This window comes from Streptomyces sp. CS113, from assembly GCF_002188365.1.
Classification (GTDB): Bacteria; Actinomycetota; Actinomycetes; order Streptomycetales; family Streptomycetaceae; genus Streptomyces; species Streptomyces tendae.
Genome location: NZ_KZ195574.1, coordinates 5,874,796 through 5,889,331, shown reverse-complemented (window position 1 = coordinate 5,889,331; position 14,536 = coordinate 5,874,796). Strand labels below are relative to the sequence as shown.

The window sequence follows — 14,536 nt, the reverse complement described above, 5'->3', positions numbered from 1 at the left end:
TTTGCTCGAGGTCAAGCCGCCTCGCTCCCGGGTCCGTTCGGCGGCACCGGTCACCCGTTCACACCCGCCCGGGGGGCGGGCCGGGGCCGGTGCCACTTTCCTCGGTAGGGCAGGGGCCACCGAAGAGCTCAAAGGAGCACCGATGCGACGTACCGCCCGCCTGCTGACCGGTACCGCGCTCGCCGCCGCGGCCGTCGGTCTGACCACCGCGGCCGCCGCGGCCCCGGTGTACGCCGGGGATGCCGTCGCCACCGGCGGCCTGACGGTGTATCCGTCCTCGGTCGTGCCGGGCGAGCGGGCCGTGGTGACGACCGCGGTGTGCGGAGAGGGCGGCTCGGCGGCGGGTGACGCCAGCGCGGTCGGCGCGGGCGCGTTCCCGCTGGCACCCGGCACCGGTGAGGGCGGGGCGACGGGGCACTTCGAGGTGCCGCCGAGCGCCCAGCCGGGGACGTACGAGATCGTCGCGACCTGCGGGGACGACCAGCGGCGGGTGACGGGCGACCTGGTGGTCACGCTGACCTCGGCCGCCGAGCAGGTGTACCCCAGAGGAAGCGTGAAGACGGGGGTCGGCGGCGCTCTTGGCCCCGACCCCGTGCAGACCGCGGCCGGCGTGGCGGCTCTCGCCGTCGCCGCCGCGGGCGGTACCTGGCTCCTGCATCGCCGGGCGAGAGGCGACGGGATCTGACGGGCACCCTCCGCTGCCCGTCCGCCGGTACCGCACTTCCCCACCCCCTCCGGGTCCGACGCCCCTCGCGGCCCGGAGGGGGCCGGGGGTCCCAGGGATCCGAGGGAGAGGGGACGTCATGCGCAGGGTCAAGGACACCGCGATAGCGGCCGTCACCGCGGTCGCCCTCTGTTCGGGGGCGTGGCTGCTGCTCGGCGGCGAGCACCCCGACGCCCCGCCGCAGCCGTCGGCCGCGCAGGCAGGCACTGCCGGCCAGGCCGACCGGGGTGACCGGGGCGACCGGGGCGCCGCCGCACCCGCGCTGCCGCCCTCCCCGCCGGACCGCGTCCGCATCCCGGCGATCGGCGTGGACGCCCCGCTGACGGGCCTGGGCCTGACCGGCACGGGCAGCCTGGACGTGCCGCCCGCCGAGCGGAAGAACCTCGCCGGCTGGTACGAGGCCGGCACCACCCCGGGCGAGACGGGCACCGCGATCGTCGCCGGGCACGTCGACAACGCCGAGGGGCCCGCCGTCTTCTACCGCCTCGGCGCCCTGGAGAAGGGCGCCCGGATCGAGATCGACCGGCGCGACGGAGGTATCGCGGTCTTCACCGTGGACGCGGTGGAGGTCTACGCCGCCGACGCCTTCCCCGACGAGAAGGTCTACGGCGCCGCCGACCGCCCCGAACTGCGCGTCATCACCTGCGGCGGCCCCTACTCACGCAGTACCGGGTACCAGGGCAACGTGGTCGTCTTCGCCCACCTGACCGGGAGCCGGTGACGGGTCCAGCACGTGCGCCCTTCCCCACGCGCCGAGCGGCACCAGCGCCTCGTTGAGCGCGACGCCCCGGGCGGTCAGCGAGTACTCCACGCGGGGCGGCACCTCGCCGTACTCCTCGCGGTGCACGATGCCGTCGGCCTCCAGCTCCCGCAGCTGCGCGGCGAGCACCTTCTCGGTGACGCCCGGCAGTGCGCGGCGCAGCGCGCCGAAGCGGTGCATCCCCTCGCCGAGCGCCCACAGGATCAGTACCTTCCACCTCCCGCCGATCACGTCGATCGCCGCGTCGACGCCGCAGTGGTACGCCCCCGGCCGCCGTGCCGTCCCCATATCCGTCTCCCCGTCCCTGCCCGCTGCCTGCACGCTATGGCCGGGGTAACCGCCCACTCGCAAGTACGTACTTGAGCGGCCGGCCGCCCCGGCGGAGCCTGATCACCATGACTGACACAACAGCTGACGCCCGTATTCCGCTCACCGTCCTCGGCGCCGGCGCCATGGGCACCGCCCTCGTCCGCGCCTGGCTCGCCGCGGGCCACCCCGTGACCGTCTGGAACCGCACCCCCGCCCGCGCCGAGGCCCTCGCCGCGCAGGGGGCGACGGTCGCGGGGAGCGCCGCCGAGGCGGTGTCCGCAAGCCGTCTCGTCATCGCCTGCCTACTCGACGACGCCTCGGTCGGCGCGGCCCTCGACGGGGCCGACCTGACCGGACGGGACCTGGTGAACCTCACCACCGGGACGCCCGCCGAGGGCCGCGCCCGCGCCGTGTGGGCGACGGAGCGCGGGGCCCGCTTCCTGGGCGGCGGGATCATGGCCGTACCACCGATGATCGGGTCCCCCGAGTCCGGCGGACACGTCCTCTACAGCGGCTCCGCCGATCTGTTCGAGGAGCACCGGGAGACACTCGCCGTGCCGGCCGGCACGCGCTTCGTCGGTACGGACCCGGGGTTCGCGGCGCTGCACGACGTGGCGCTGCTGAGCGCGATGTACGGCATGTTCGCGGGCATGGCGCACGCCTTCGCGCTGATCGGCCCGGAGGACGTCGACCCGAGGGACTTCGCGCCGCTGCTGGTGTCGTGGCTCGGCGCGATGTCCGGTTCGGCGCACCAGGCCGCCGAGCACCTGGCGAGCGGCGACTACGGCAAGGGCGTCGTCTCCAACCTGGCGATGCAGGTGGCGGGAAGCGCGACGCTGCTGCGCACGGCGGAGGAGCAGCAGGTGAGCACGGAGCTGCTGACGCCGTACCTGGCCCTGATGGAGCGGCGGCTCGCCGAGGGGCACGGGGAGGAGGACACGACCGGTGTGGTGGAACTGCTGAACCTGCGCCGGGCCGCGACGGACCGCCCTTAGGGCCTGTCTGACAATTCCCGTCTGACAGGCCCTAGGCCACCCACTGTTCCCACGCCAGGTTCGCCACCAGGGCGAAGACGACCGTCAGCAGGACGACGCGGACGAAGCCGCTGCCCTTCTTGAGGGCGGTGTGGGCGCCGAACATGCCGCCGGCCAGGTTGAAGACGGCCATCAGGACGGCCAGCTGCCACAGCACCGCCCCCTGCCAGGCGAAGGTGGCGAGGGCGCCCGCGTTGGTGCAGCAGTTGACGATCTTGGCGGTGGCGGAGGCAGTCACCAGGTCCAGGTGGAGCAGGGCGGTGAGGGCCAGGACCAGGAAGGTTCCGGTGCCGGGCCCGATGAGGCCGTCGTAGAAGCCGATGCCGAGGCCCGCGAGACCGATCGCGGCGAGGATCTGCCGGCGGGTGGCCGGGCCGGTGGCGGGCGCGGTGCCGAAGGCGGGGCGCAGGATCACGAAGGCCGCGACCGCGAGCAGCACCACCATGATCACCGGTTTCAGGACCTCGGTGCTCATCCCGGCGGCGAAGAAGGCGCCGCCCGAGGACCCGGCCAGCGCCGCCAGGCCGATGCGTACGGCGGTGCGCACGTCCACCGGCGCCTTGCGGGCGTACGTCACCGCCGCGCCCGTGGTGCCGACGATGGCGACGGCCTTGTTGGTGCCGAGCGCGTGCGCGGCCGGGGTGCCGGCGGGCAGGCCGAGCAGGAGCGCCGGGAGGAGCAGCAGGCCGCCCCCGCCGACCACGGCGTCGATCCAGCCGGCCGCGAGTGCGGCGAGGCAGAGCAGGACGACCGTGGTCAGCGATATGTCGGGCATGATCGCGACCCTATGGACGGGATGGATGTGCCGTCCATGGAGATGAGGGACTTCTGAGGTTCACGCCCGGTTCAGGCCCCGGCGTCGACGACGGCACGGACCACGGCGGCGACCTCCGCGCGCTCGGTGGGCCGCGGGTCGACGGAGTTGTGGATGGAGAATCCCTCGACCAGCGCGTCCAGGGCCCGTGCGGTGAGCGGGTCGAAGTGCCTGGCCAGGGAGGACCGGCTGGCCTGCATCCAGGAGCGCATGACGGCGCGCACCTCGGGATGGCGGGTGGCGAAGGCGTAGAGCTCGTAGCTGAGCAGGAGGTTGCGGTCGGTCCCCCAGACCTTGCCGCAGATGATCTCGACGACCGCCTCCTCGGCCTCCTGCCGGGTCCGCGCGGCCTCCAGAAGGGCGCCGTAACGGGTGGAGACGGTCTCCGCGAGCCGGGTGAAGGCGGCGGTCAGCAGGTGCTGCATGTCGTCGAAGTAGTAGGTGAGTGACCCGAGCGGCACGCCCGCCGCCTCCGCGATCTTGCGGAAGGTCACCTTGATGGCGCCGTGCTCCGCGACCACGTCGAGCGCGGCGTCGAGGATGCGTTCGCGGCGCCGGGGGTCGTTGGGGCCACGAGTGCTGCCTGTCATCGCCGTTGTCCGCCCTTGTCTGCTCGGCCTGTTCGGTGTGCTCGGCCTGTTCGGTGTGCTCGGCCTGTTCGGTCTGCTCGGCCTGCTCTGTCTGCGCTGTCTGCGCTGTCTGCGCTGTCTTCTCGGTCGTCGATCCAGTGTGTACATTTGTGCATACTCGGTGGGCGCCGCGGGACCGTCGCCCGTCCGTCCCTCATTGTCTCCAACACCGGCGGAGCCCTTCCTTGACAGACCGTGCCGTGCGCCGTCGCCGCCGGGCGCTGTACCTCTTCTTCTTCCTCAACGGCATCGCCATGTCCTCATGGATCACGCGCACCCCGGACGTCCGTGACGGGCTCGGCCTGTCCACCGGGCAGATGGGGCTGGTGCTGTTCGGTCTGTCCGTCGGCTCGATGGCCGGCATCCTCTGCTCCGGCCGTTTCGTGTCGCGGTTCGGGACCAGGCCCGTGACGGCGTTCGGCACCCTGTGCGTCGTCGCGAGCGTGGTCGTCGTCGGCGCGGGCAGCGGCATCGGCTCCGCGCCCCTGGTCACCGCGGGGCTGTGCCTCTTCGGCGTGGGCGTCGGGTCGGGCGAGGTCGCGATCAACGTGGACGGTGCCGACGTGGAGCGGATCACCGGCAGGCCGGTGCTGCCCACGCTGCACGGGTGCTTCAGCCTGGGCACCGTCATCGGCGGCCTGGCCGGCATGGCGGCCACCGCCGCGGCGTTCCCCGCCCACTGGCACCTCCTGGCGGTGGCCGCGGTGACGGCCGCGATCTTCGGGTACGCCATCGGTGCCGTCCCCGCCGGGACCGGGGTCAGGGCCGCGGCGCCCGCTGCGGACTCCACGCGGCCCGCGGCCCCGCAGGTGTGGCGGGACCGGCGGCTCCTGATGATCGGGGCCATCGTCCTGGCCATGGCCCTCGCCGAGGGCGCCGCCAACGACTGGCTGCCGCTGCTCATGGTCGACGGTCACGGTCTCGACGCCGCCGTCGGCTCGCTCGTCTTCGTGGGGTTCGCCGCCGCGATGACCCTGGGACGCTTCGGCGGCACCTTCTTCCTCGATCGGTACAGCCGGGCCGCCGTCGTGCGGGCCAGCGCGGTCTCCGGGGCCATCGGTCTCTGCCTGGTCATCTTCTCCGACAACGCCGTCGTGGCCGCGGCCGCCGTCCTGTTCTGGGGACTGGGCGCGTCCCTGGGCTTCCCGGTGGCCCTGTCGGCGGCGGGCGACTCGGGGCCCGACGAGACCGCCCGGGTCGGCCTGGTGGCGACCATCGGCTACATCGCGTTCCTGGTCGGGCCACCCACCCTCGGCTTCCTGGGCGACCACTACGGACTGCGTCCGGCGATGCTCGTGGTCCTGGCGTTCGTCGCCACGGCCGTCCTCGCGGCCCCCGCCGCCGGTACCCGCGCCTCCGCTCACCGCACGTCCGGTCCCGCCCCCGCCGCACCCGCCGTGGAGCGGCAGGAGCAGCGCGCCGAAGGATGACCGCCCGGCCGGCGCCCGTCGGCGACGCCCGGCGCCCGAGCCCCTCACACGGGCCGGCCGGCCCCGCTGAGGGCAGCGTTCCCCGTGGGAAACAGAGGGGATGCGGCCGGGTAACACCCGCACCGCACGCTCGGTGCCATGACCTCGAAAACGCGTGTGGTGGTGATCGGCGCCGGACTCGCGGGCGTGACGCTCGCCCGGCGGCTCGGTGAGCTGGGCACGCCCGCGCTGACGCTCGGCGACGAGGAGCACCGCCCGTACAACCGGGTACTGCTCGCCGAGGTGCTGGCCGGACGGTACGGCGCCGAGGTGATCGCCCTGCCGTCGCCCGCCGGGCTGCTGCGCGGCCGGGTCACCGGCATCGACCGGGCGGGGCGGACGGTGCGCTGCGCCGACGGGTCGGTGATCGCCTACGACACGCTGGTCCTGGCCACCGGCTCCAACGCCGTGCTGCCGCCCCTGCGCGGTCTGTTCACCCCGGACCGCGTGCTGCCCGAGGGCGTGCACGCCTTCCGGACGATGGACGACTGCCTCGGGTTGTCGAAGGCGGTGCGGCCGGGGGCCAGGGCCGTCGTCATCGGCGGCGGGCTGCTCGGCGTGTCCGCCGCCCGCGCGCTGGCCGTCCGGGGTGCCCAGGTCGTCCTCGCCCAGCAGTCCGAGCGGCTGATGGAGCGGCAGCTCGACCCGGCGGCCTCCGCGCTGGTCCGGCGGCACCTGGAGGGCCTCGGCGTGGAGGTGCACACCGAGTGCCGGGTACGGGACGTGCGCAGCGTCGGCGGGGCGGTGCGGTCCGTGGAGATGGGCGACGGGTACGCCCTCGGCGCCGACCTGGTGGTCCTCGCCTGCGGGGTCCGGCCACGGGTCGGGCTCGCCCGGGAGGCGGGCCTGGAGATCGGCAAGGGCGTCCTCGTCGACGACGAGCTGCGCACCTCGGACCCGCACGTCCGCGCCGTCGGCGACTGCGCCCAGCACGCCGGCCGCGTGTACGGGCTGGCCGCGCCCGCCCTGGAACAGGCGCAGGTGCTGGCCGAACTGCTCGCCGGCGACGGCACCGCCCGTTACCACGGCACCCGCTCACTGACCCGGCTCACCCTTGCCGGGGCCGGCGGCTCCTTCGACCCCTTCGACCTCGCCGCGTTCGGCGAGACCGACCCCCGCCCCGGTGACGACGTCGTGCAGCTCGCCGACGCCACCCGGGGCACCTACCGCAAGGTCGTCGTCCGTGACGACCGGCTGGTCGGCGGGGTCCTGGTCGGCGAACTCGGCACCGTCGGCGCGCTGGCGCGCGCCTGGGAGGGAGCAGAGCCGCTCCCCTCCGACGGCGGCCCCCTGCTCCACCTGCTCACCCAAGACGGAGGCTCCTGATGACCGCCACCCCGGGGAACCCCCCGACGATCGTTCTGGTCGGCCACGGCATGGTCGGCCAGCGCTTCCTGGAGGCCCTCGCCGAGCGCGGCCTGACCGGCACGCACCGCGTGGTCGTGCTGTGCGAGGAGCCGCGCCCCGCCTACGACCGCGTCCAGCTCACCTCGTACTTCTCGGGGAGGACCCCCGAGGACCTGTCGATGACCGACCCGGCCTTCATCGCGGAGCACGGCATCGAGCTGCGCGTCGGGGACCCGGCGGAGACGATCGACCGGGAGGCGCGCAGGGTGACCGCCCGCTCGGGGCTGGTCGTCGAGTACGACACCCTCGTCCTGGCCACCGGCTCCTACCCGTTCGTCCCGCCGGTGCCCGGCAAGGACGCCGAGGGCTGCTTCGTCTACCGCACGATCGAGGACCTGCTCGCCATCGAGGAGTACGCGAAAACGCGGGCGACGACCGGCGCCGTGGTCGGCGGCGGGCTGCTCGGCCTGGAGGCGGCCGGCGCGCTCAAGGGCCTCGGACTCACCTCGCACATCGTGGAGTTCGCGCCCCGCCTGATGCCCGTCCAGGTCGACGAGGGCGGCGGCGCGGCGCTGCTGCGGACCATCGAGGAGATGGGCCTGTCCGTCCACACGGGCGTCGGCACCCAGGAGATCGTGACCGGCGACGACGGCGCCGTCACCGGCATGAAGCTGTCCGACGGCTCCGAACTCGCCACCGACCTGGTGGTGTTCAGCGCCGGTGTCCGCCCCCGCGACCAGCTGGCCCGGGACTGCGGGCTGGCGGTCGGCGAGCGCGGCGGCATCGCGGTCGACGAGCGGTGCCGCACGGTCACCGATCCGCACGTGTTCGCGATCGGCGAGTGCGCGCTGGCGGCCGACGGCCGGGTGTACGGGCTGGTGGCGCCCGGATACGAGCAGGCCGCGACGGCGGCCGCCACCATCGCCGCCGAGGACGCCTCCTTCACCGGCGCCGACCTGTCCACCAAGCTGAAGCTGCTCGGTGTGGACGTGGCGTCCTTCGGCGACGCGCACGGCACCGCCGAGGACTGCCTGGACGTCGTCTACTCCGACTCCCGCGCCGGCCTGTACAAGAAGCTGGTCGTCGGCCGCGACGGCACGCTGCTCGGCGGCGTCCTGGTCGGCGACGCGGAGGCGTACGGCACCCTGCGCGCCTTCACCGGTTCCATCCCGCCGGTCTCCCCCGAGTCCCTGGTGCTGCCCGCCGGTGCCGGGGCCCCGGCGCAGCTCGGCCCGGCCGCGCTGCCCGACGACGCGGTGATCTGCTCCTGCCACAACGTCACCAAGGGCACGGTCCGCGGCGCGGTGACCGAGCACTCCTGCACCACCGTGCCCGAGGTGAAGAAGTGCACCCGGGCCGGCACCGGCTGCGGCTCCTGCGTCAAGGTGCTCGGCCAGCTGGTCACCGCCGAGCTGGAGGCGAGCGGCGTCGAGGTCGACAAGGGCCTGTGCGGCTGCTTCGCGCAGACCCGCGAGGAGCTGTACGAGATCGTCCGGGCCCTGCGGATCACCTCCTACCGTGAGCTGCTCGACCGGCACGGCCGGGACGGCGCCCGGGGCGGCGAGGGCTGCGAGGTGTGCAAGCCGGCGGTCGGCTCGGTCATCGCCTCGCTGGCCCCGGCGATCGGCGCGAGCGGTTACGTCCTGGACGGCGAGCAGGCGGCGCTCCAGGACACCAACGACCACTTCCTCGCCAACCTCCAGCGCAACGGCTCCTACTCCGTCGTGCCGCGCATCCCGGGCGGTGAGATCGCGCCGGAGAAGCTGATCGTCATCGGCGAGATCGCCCGGGACTTCGGGCTCTACACGAAGATCACCGGCGGCCAGCGCATCGACATGTTCGGCGCCCGCGTCGAGCAGCTGCCGCTGATCTGGGCGCGGCTGGTGGACGCCGGCTTCGAGTCGGGGCACGCGTACGGGAAGTCGCTGCGCACGGTGAAGTCCTGCGTGGGGCAGACCTGGTGCCGCTACGGCGTGCAGGACTCGGTGCGGATGGCGATCGACCTGGAGCTGCGCTACCGGGGCCTGCGCTCCCCGCACAAGCTCAAGTCGGCGGTCTCCGGGTGCGCCCGGGAGTGCGCCGAGGCCCAGTCGAAGGACTTCGGCGTGATCGCCACCGCCAACGGCTGGAACCTGTACGTCGGCGGCAACGGCGGCGCCACCCCGCGCCACGCGGACCTGCTCGCGCAGGACCTCTCCGACGCCGAACTGGTCCGCCTGATCGACCGGTTCCTGATGTTCTACATCCGCACCGCCGACAAGCTGGAGCGCACCTCCACCTGGCTGGAGCGCCTCCCCGGCGGCCTGGACCACGTACGGGACGTCGTCGTGCACGACTCGCTCGGCATCTGCGACGAGCTGGAGTCCCTGATGCGGGCCCACGTCGCGCACTACCGCGACGAGTGGGCCGAGACGGTCAACGACCCGGAGAAGCTGGCCCGGTTCGTGTCCTTCGTGAACGCCCCCGACACCCCCGACCCGGTCGTGGGCTTCGTGCCCGAGCGCGACCAGCTGAAGCCCGACCTGCCGCTGCTGGACATCGGCCTGCGGCGCCCCTCGCAAGACGACCTCCTGGAAGGAAGCACCCGGCGATGACCCTGGCACCCGAGACGCTCGTTCCCGAGACGGCCGGCCTCACGGTCCGGCTGCGGCTGGCGGACGGCTGGTTCGCGGCCTGCGACCTCGGCGCCCTGCTCCCGGGCCGCGGCGTGGCGGCCCTGCTCCCGGACGGCGGCCAGGTGGCCCTGTTCCGCGACCGGGACGGCGGGCTGTACGCCATCGACAACCGCGACCCGTTCACCGGCGCGGCCGTCCTCTCCCGCGGCCTGACCGGCACCCACCGGGGCCGCCCGTTCGTCGCCTCCCCGCTGCTCAAGCAGCGCTTCGACCTCACGACCGGCGAGTGCCTGGACGACGCGGCGGTGCGGGTCGAGACGTACGAGGTGAAGGCCGCCTGATCCATCCTTCTTGACTGATCGTTTCAGATAAGCCTAGGCTGCGGAGCGTGGCCAGGACCAAGGAGTTCGATCCGGACGCCGCGCTGCGGGCAGCCCTGGAGCTGTTCTGGCGGCGCGGCTACGAGGCGACGTCGATGTCCGACCTCGTCGAGCACCTCGGCGTCGGGCGCGCCAGCATCTACGCGACCTTCGGCAACAAGCGCGAGCTGTACCTGAAGGCGCTGGCGCATTACGAGCAGGGGCTGCTCCCGGACCTGCTGGCGGACCTGTCCCGGCCGGGCCCCGCCCTGCCGGGCGTGCGGTCCCTGGTGCGGCGCTACGCCGCGGAGGCGAGTGCCGACGACTCGCGGCTGCACGGCTGTTTCGTCACCAACACCGCCGCCGAGCTGGCCCCGCACGACGCGGACGCCGCCCGGCGGGTCGAGCGGAACTGGGACCAGCTGGAGACCGTGCTGCACACGGCGCTGGCCCGGGCCCGCGCCGAGGGCGACCTGCCCGCCGGGCGCGATCCGCTGGCCCTCGCCCGGATGCTGCTGGTGCTGCTCCAGGGCATGCGGGTGGTCGGCAAGGCCTCGCCGGACCCGGCCAGGATGCGGGACGCGGCGGAACAGGCGCTCGCACTGCTCGACTGAGACCCGGACGCACCCCTCTGCGGAGGGGTGTTTTCACGGCCAGATACTGAACCGGTCGGTCAAGAAAAACGTTCAAGAGCTTCGTTGAAGAAGTTCGGTCAGGAAAAGGGGAGATTCATGACCACCCAGCGCTTCACCGGCAGGACCGCCCTCGTCACCGGCGCGGGCTCCGGCATCGGACGGGCCGTCGCCCTGGCCCTGGCCGCCGAGGGCGCGCACGTCGTCGTCGCCGGGCGCGCCCGGGGACCGCTCGACGAGACGGCCGCCCTGATCGAGGAGGCGGGCGGCAAGGCGCTGGCCGTCACCGCCGACGTCACCCGGCGCGAGGACGTGGACGCCCTGGTGGCCGCGGCGGTGGACCACTTCGGTTCCCTCGACGTGGCCGTGAACAACGCGGGCGTCTTCCGCGGCGGGGTGCCCGTCGCCGACCTGCCCGAGGAGGACTGGCACGCGCAGCTCGACATCAACGTCACCGGCGTGTTCCTCGCCCTGCGGGCGGAGGTCCGGCACATGCGCGCCCAGCCGGGGGGCGGCACGATCGTGAACATCGCCTCCACCTTCGGGGCGCACAAGCGCAGCCCCGGCGCCGCGGCCTACGCGGCGACCAAGGCGGCCGTCTCGGCCCTCACCCGGGGCGCCGCCCTGGACCACATCGGGGACGGGGTCCGCATCAACGCCGTCAGCCCCGGCGCCACGGCGACCTCCATGTCCCTGCGGCCGGGCGAGTCGGAGGCCGGGCGGGCCGAGCGGATGCGGGAGGAGACGCCGCTCGGCCGGGTCTCGGCGGTGGCGGAGGTCGCGGCGGCCGTGCTGTACCTGGCGTCGGACGACGCGGCGTCGGTGGTGGGCACCGACCTGGTGGTGGACGGCGGCCAAACGGCCTGACCCGCGGCGCGGGCCCCGCGCGGCGGCCGTCACTCGGCGGCCCCCGCGCGGGCCGGCCCCGGAGCCGCTCAGGGCAGCAGCGCCTCGTAGATGACGCCGGTCAGCCGCTCGGAGGCGGCCCACAGCCGCTCCCCCATCGCGTCGTCGGTGGTCCAGGACGCCCGCCGGGACGGTGCGGGCGATCCGCGCCACATCGCGAAGGACGGGCCGGTGAAGGAGTCGGAGGGCACGCCGGGCGCGGTCGCCGCGTACAGGACGGGCAGCGCGCCGTCCTCGGCGGACTGGGCGACGACCCGGCTCCCGAGCCGCGCCAGCCGCTCGGCGAGGCGGCGCCCCTCGGCCCGGGGCCCGGCCGCGTGGAGCCCGGTCTCGGCGTATCCGGGGTGGGCGGCGACCGCGCGGACGTCCGAGGCGCCCTCCCGGGCCGCGAGCCGGCGCGCCAGTTCGTGGGTGAAGAGCAGGTTGGCGGACTTCGAGCGGGCGTAGGCGGTCCAGCGCCCGTACCGGCGCACGTTGTTGAGGTCGCGCGGATCGACGTTGGCCAGCAGGTGCAGGAGGCTGGAGACGGTCACGATCCGGGCGCCGGGCGCGGCCAGCAGGGAGGGCAGCAGCAGCCCGGTGAGCGCGAAGTGCCCCAGGTGGTTGACGCCGAACTGGGTCTCGAAGCCGTCCGTCGTCGTGCTGTGCGGCAGCGCCATCACCCCGGCGTTGTTGACGAGGAGATCCACCCGCTCGTACGGCAGCCCGTAGGCGAACTCCCGGACCGAGGCCAGGTCCCCGAGGTCCAGCCGCGCCGGTTCCACGGCGGCGGCGGGCACCTCGCCGAGCAGGCGCTCCACGGCCGCCCTCCCCCGCTCCTCGCTGCGGCAGGCGAGCACCACGGACGCCCCCTTGCGCGCCAGCTCCCGGGCGATCACGTAGCCGAGGCCGCCGTTGGCCCCGGTGACGACGGCGACGCGCCCGTCCAGGTCGGGGATGTCGCCCGTGTTCCAGCCGGTCATCCGCGGCTCCTTCGCTGGTCCGGACCCGTCTCACCGTACGCGCCCGGCGGCCCTGAGCGGAGAGCTACCGTCCAGTCACGTCACGTTCCCATCACGAGTCCTCCATATCCCCACCACATCTCGGCCACCTCAATAGCTTCGTCACCTCATATCCGCCCATCCACACCATTCCCGGGACTCTCGATGAAGCTGCTCCGCAAGCCCGCCGCCGTGACCGTCGCCGCACTGGCCCTGGCCGCCCTGCCGGCCGCCGCCGCCCAGGCGCACGACGGCGCCCACCCCTTCAAGAACTGCACCGAGGCGTACGAGAACGGCTACTCCAACATCAAGGAGGGCGACGAGCACTACGGCGAGCACCTGGACCGCGACCAGGACGGCGTGGGCTGCGACAAGCCGCCGGCCGGCTTCGTGCCCGCGAGCGACAAGGACACCGACGACGACGCGGGCGCCGGGAGCGGCAAGGACTCCGGGAGCGAGCAGGGCGGCGGGGACGAGGCCGCCGGGCAGCAGGGCACCGACCTGGCCGAGACCGGCGGCGACGACAGCACGCCGTACCTCGCGGCGGCCGGCGGGGCCGTCGTGCTCGCGGGCGGCGGACTGCTGCTGGCCGCACGTCGGCGCCGGGGCGACGGCGCGGCCTGACCCGGCCCGCGCCGCGCTCCCGACCCGCGATCCCGGCCCGCGCCGCGATCCCGGCGCACCCCCGGAGCCCCGTCCGCTCAGCGGCGGGGCTCCGGCGGCTTGAGGCTGAAGGCGGCGCTGCTCAGCCAGCGCCGTGCGGCCCGGGCCACCGGGCGCTCCACGAACCGCTGCACGACGTAGGAGAGCGCGACCAGGGCGGCGACGGTGACGCAGACCACCACCCACGGGTGGGCCCGGTCGCCGAAGCGGTGCAGGACGTTGACGCCGATGGCGTCGTGCAGCAGGTACAGCGGGAAGGTCAGCGTGCCCGCGACGGTCAGCCCGCGCCAGCGCAGGCGGCTGGTCCAGCCGAGCGCGACGGCGGCGATCAGCAGGAAGAACACCGTGATCACCACGACCAGCCAGGCGCGCTCCGGCTGCCAGGAGTCCCAGTTGAGGCGGCCCCCGTCGGGCGTCAGCAGGTAGTGCAGCGCCACCAGCCACGACATGGCGACGATCCCCCACAGCAGCGGGGTCGGCCGGTAGCGGTACATCAGGTAGAAGGCCATGCCCGCGATGAAGTACGGCGCGGACGGCGGGTTCGCCAGCAGCGTGAGCAGGTGGATGTCGGCACTGGGGGCCAGCACCGCGGCGACCGTCCACAGGCCGCAGTAGATCACCACGCGCTGGTAGGTCAGGCCCTTCCACACCACCACCGCGAAGGTGAGGTAGAAGCACAGCTCGGGCCAGAGCGTCCAGTAGACGGAGTCGAGGTGCTCCACCCCGAGCGGGGTCTGGAGCATCGTCAGGTTGGCGAAGAGCACGCGCGGGTGCGGGTGTCCGAACGGGTTGTCGGCGAAGTAGATCACGCAGGCCGTGATCGCGATGGCCGCCCAGTACATCGGGTAGAGCCGGGTGACGCGGGAGATGAAGAAGTCGCGCGGGGTGCGGCCCCAGGCGCTCATGCAGATGACGAAACCGCTGATCAGGAAGAAGAGTTCGACGCCGAGCCGGCCGTAGGCGAAGTAGCCGTGGGCCTCGGGGAAGACGTCCTCGACGGGGCGGTCCCAGATGGTCTGCATCGTCGAGGGCGCCTGGCCGACGAAGTGGAAGAAGACCACGGACAGGGCGGCCAGGAAACGCAGTCCGTCCAGGGCCGCGAGCCGGTTCCTGCGGACGGGGGGTCCGGCCTCGGGGACCCGTTCCCGCGGCCCGCCGCGGGGGCCGGGCACCGCGTCGGCGGCTCTGCCCCCGGTCCCGTCCCCGGTTCCGTCACGGGTGATCGTGCCGACCGGTTCTCTGTGATCCGTCTGCGTCATCCAACCACCGTTCCGGCTGCCGGCCACTGTCCGCTG

The 14,536-nt window shown here is 73.9% G+C and carries 15 protein-coding genes; 10 read left to right on the top strand and 5 right to left on the bottom strand.

Going from position 1 to position 14,536, the window contains the following annotated elements:
• Positions 1–142: 142 nt before the first annotated feature.
• Together B9W62_RS26310 and B9W62_RS26305 are read left to right on the top strand one after the other, a co-directional pair.
• Positions 143–685 carry a hypothetical protein gene (locus tag B9W62_RS26310; RefSeq protein ID WP_087809474.1) on the top strand — a complete coding sequence of 181 codons (543 nt, stop codon included), beginning with the start codon at positions 143–145 and terminating at the stop codon, positions 683–685.
• A gap of 118 nt (positions 686–803) precedes the next feature.
• The gene (locus B9W62_RS26305) at positions 804–1,445 is read left to right on the top strand and encodes a class F sortase (protein ID WP_087809473.1); all 642 of its coding nucleotides are present in this window, start codon (positions 804–806) and stop codon (positions 1,443–1,445) included.
• On the opposite strand, the gene B9W62_RS26300 is transcribed toward B9W62_RS26305, so the two are convergent.
• Complete coding sequence (locus B9W62_RS26300) at positions 1,383–1,772, bottom strand: winged helix-turn-helix transcriptional regulator (protein ID WP_087809472.1); 390 nt, start codon at positions 1,770–1,772, stop codon at positions 1,383–1,385. The two genes, B9W62_RS26305 and B9W62_RS26300, sit on opposite strands and share 63 nt — an antisense overlap.
• A gap of 107 nt (positions 1,773–1,879) precedes the next feature.
• Here B9W62_RS26300 and B9W62_RS26295 point away from each other — a divergent pair, with 107 nt between their 5' ends.
• Complete coding sequence (locus B9W62_RS26295; protein WP_087809471.1) at positions 1,880–2,788, top strand: NAD(P)-dependent oxidoreductase; 909 nt, start codon at positions 1,880–1,882, stop codon at positions 2,786–2,788.
• A 31-nt stretch (positions 2,789–2,819) separates the two neighbouring features.
• Here the strand turns inward: B9W62_RS26295 and B9W62_RS26290 are convergent, their stop codons facing one another.
• Positions 2,820–3,602, bottom strand: coding sequence for a sulfite exporter TauE/SafE family protein (locus B9W62_RS26290; RefSeq protein ID WP_087809470.1), 783 nt, complete (start codon positions 3,600–3,602; stop codon positions 2,820–2,822).
• A 71-nt stretch (positions 3,603–3,673) separates the two neighbouring features.
• Positions 3,674–4,231, bottom strand: a complete 558-nt coding sequence (locus B9W62_RS26285) for a TetR/AcrR family transcriptional regulator (protein ID WP_087809469.1) — start codon at positions 4,229–4,231, stop codon at positions 3,674–3,676.
• Between the two features lie 149 nt (positions 4,232–4,380).
• Here B9W62_RS26285 and B9W62_RS26280 point away from each other — a divergent pair, with 149 nt between their 5' ends.
• The 6 genes from B9W62_RS26280 (at position 4,381) to B9W62_RS26255 (ending at position 11,559) form a co-directional block, all read left to right on the top strand.
• A complete protein-coding gene (locus B9W62_RS26280; protein ID WP_373433704.1) occupies positions 4,381–5,700 on the top strand; it encodes an MFS transporter in 1,320 nt (439 codons plus the stop codon).
• A 138-nt stretch (positions 5,701–5,838) separates the two neighbouring features.
• A complete protein-coding gene (locus tag B9W62_RS26275; protein WP_087809467.1) occupies positions 5,839–7,065 on the top strand; it encodes an NAD(P)/FAD-dependent oxidoreductase in 1,227 nt (408 codons plus the stop codon).
• Positions 7,065–9,680 carry a nitrite reductase large subunit NirB gene (gene nirB, locus B9W62_RS26270; RefSeq protein ID WP_087809466.1) on the top strand — a complete coding sequence of 872 codons (2,616 nt, stop codon included), beginning with the start codon at positions 7,065–7,067 and terminating at the stop codon, positions 9,678–9,680. The genes B9W62_RS26275 and nirB overlap by 1 nt, the downstream gene beginning before the upstream one ends.
• Entirely contained in the window at positions 9,677–10,042 is a 366-nt protein-coding gene (nirD, locus tag B9W62_RS26265; RefSeq protein ID WP_179235677.1) for a nitrite reductase small subunit NirD, read from the top strand. Before nirB ends, nirD begins: the two co-directional genes overlap by 4 nt.
• A 47-nt stretch (positions 10,043–10,089) precedes the next feature.
• A complete protein-coding gene (locus tag B9W62_RS26260) occupies positions 10,090–10,674 on the top strand; it encodes a TetR/AcrR family transcriptional regulator (protein WP_087809465.1) in 585 nt (194 codons plus the stop codon).
• 117 nt (positions 10,675–10,791) lie between these two features.
• Positions 10,792–11,559: an SDR family NAD(P)-dependent oxidoreductase gene (locus B9W62_RS26255; protein ID WP_087809464.1), complete on the top strand. Its 768-nt coding sequence runs from the start codon at positions 10,792–10,794 to the stop codon at positions 11,557–11,559.
• 68 nt (positions 11,560–11,627) lie between these two features.
• Here the strand turns inward: B9W62_RS26255 and B9W62_RS26250 are convergent, their stop codons facing one another.
• Positions 11,628–12,560: an oxidoreductase gene (locus B9W62_RS26250; protein WP_087809463.1), complete on the bottom strand. Its 933-nt coding sequence runs from the start codon at positions 12,558–12,560 to the stop codon at positions 11,628–11,630.
• Between the two features lie 183 nt (positions 12,561–12,743).
• On the opposite strand from B9W62_RS26250, the gene B9W62_RS26245 reads away from it, so the two are divergent.
• Positions 12,744–13,202 (top strand): excalibur calcium-binding domain-containing protein, encoded by a 459-nt coding sequence (locus tag B9W62_RS26245; protein ID WP_087809462.1) that lies wholly within the window; start codon positions 12,744–12,746, stop codon positions 13,200–13,202.
• Positions 13,203–13,279: 77 nt separating this feature from the next.
• On the opposite strand, the gene B9W62_RS26240 is transcribed toward B9W62_RS26245, so the two are convergent.
• Positions 13,280–14,500 (bottom strand): acyltransferase family protein, encoded by a 1,221-nt coding sequence (locus tag B9W62_RS26240; RefSeq protein WP_087809461.1) that lies wholly within the window; start codon positions 14,498–14,500, stop codon positions 13,280–13,282.
• Positions 14,501–14,536 lie beyond the last annotated feature (36 nt).

What these genes read in the sequence shown, in the direction of transcription:
- B9W62_RS26310 (WP_087809474.1), top strand. Translation starts at nt 143, where the DNA reads ATGCGACGTACCGCCCGCCTGCTGACCGGTACCGCGCTCGCCGCCGCG.
- B9W62_RS26305 (WP_087809473.1), top strand. Translation starts at nt 804, where the DNA reads ATGCGCAGGGTCAAGGACACCGCGATAGCGGCCGTCACCGCGGTCGCC.
- B9W62_RS26300 (WP_087809472.1), bottom strand. Translation starts at nt 1,772, where the DNA reads ATGGGGACGGCACGGCGGCCGGGGGCGTACCACTGCGGCGTCGACGCG.
- B9W62_RS26295 (WP_087809471.1), top strand. Translation starts at nt 1,880, where the DNA reads ATGACTGACACAACAGCTGACGCCCGTATTCCGCTCACCGTCCTCGGC.
- B9W62_RS26290 (WP_087809470.1), bottom strand. Translation starts at nt 3,602, where the DNA reads ATGCCCGACATATCGCTGACCACGGTCGTCCTGCTCTGCCTCGCCGCA.
- B9W62_RS26285 (WP_087809469.1), bottom strand. Translation starts at nt 4,231, where the DNA reads ATGACAGGCAGCACTCGTGGCCCCAACGACCCCCGGCGCCGCGAACGC.
- B9W62_RS26275 (WP_087809467.1), top strand. Translation starts at nt 5,839, where the DNA reads ATGACCTCGAAAACGCGTGTGGTGGTGATCGGCGCCGGACTCGCGGGC.
- nirB (WP_087809466.1), top strand. Translation starts at nt 7,065, where the DNA reads ATGACCGCCACCCCGGGGAACCCCCCGACGATCGTTCTGGTCGGCCAC.
- nirD (WP_179235677.1), top strand. Translation starts at nt 9,677, where the DNA reads ATGACCCTGGCACCCGAGACGCTCGTTCCCGAGACGGCCGGCCTCACG.
- B9W62_RS26255 (WP_087809464.1), top strand. Translation starts at nt 10,792, where the DNA reads ATGACCACCCAGCGCTTCACCGGCAGGACCGCCCTCGTCACCGGCGCG.
- B9W62_RS26250 (WP_087809463.1), bottom strand. Translation starts at nt 12,560, where the DNA reads ATGACCGGCTGGAACACGGGCGACATCCCCGACCTGGACGGGCGCGTC.
- B9W62_RS26245 (WP_087809462.1), top strand. Translation starts at nt 12,744, where the DNA reads ATGAAGCTGCTCCGCAAGCCCGCCGCCGTGACCGTCGCCGCACTGGCC.
- B9W62_RS26240 (WP_087809461.1), bottom strand. Translation starts at nt 14,500, where the DNA reads ATGACGCAGACGGATCACAGAGAACCGGTCGGCACGATCACCCGTGAC.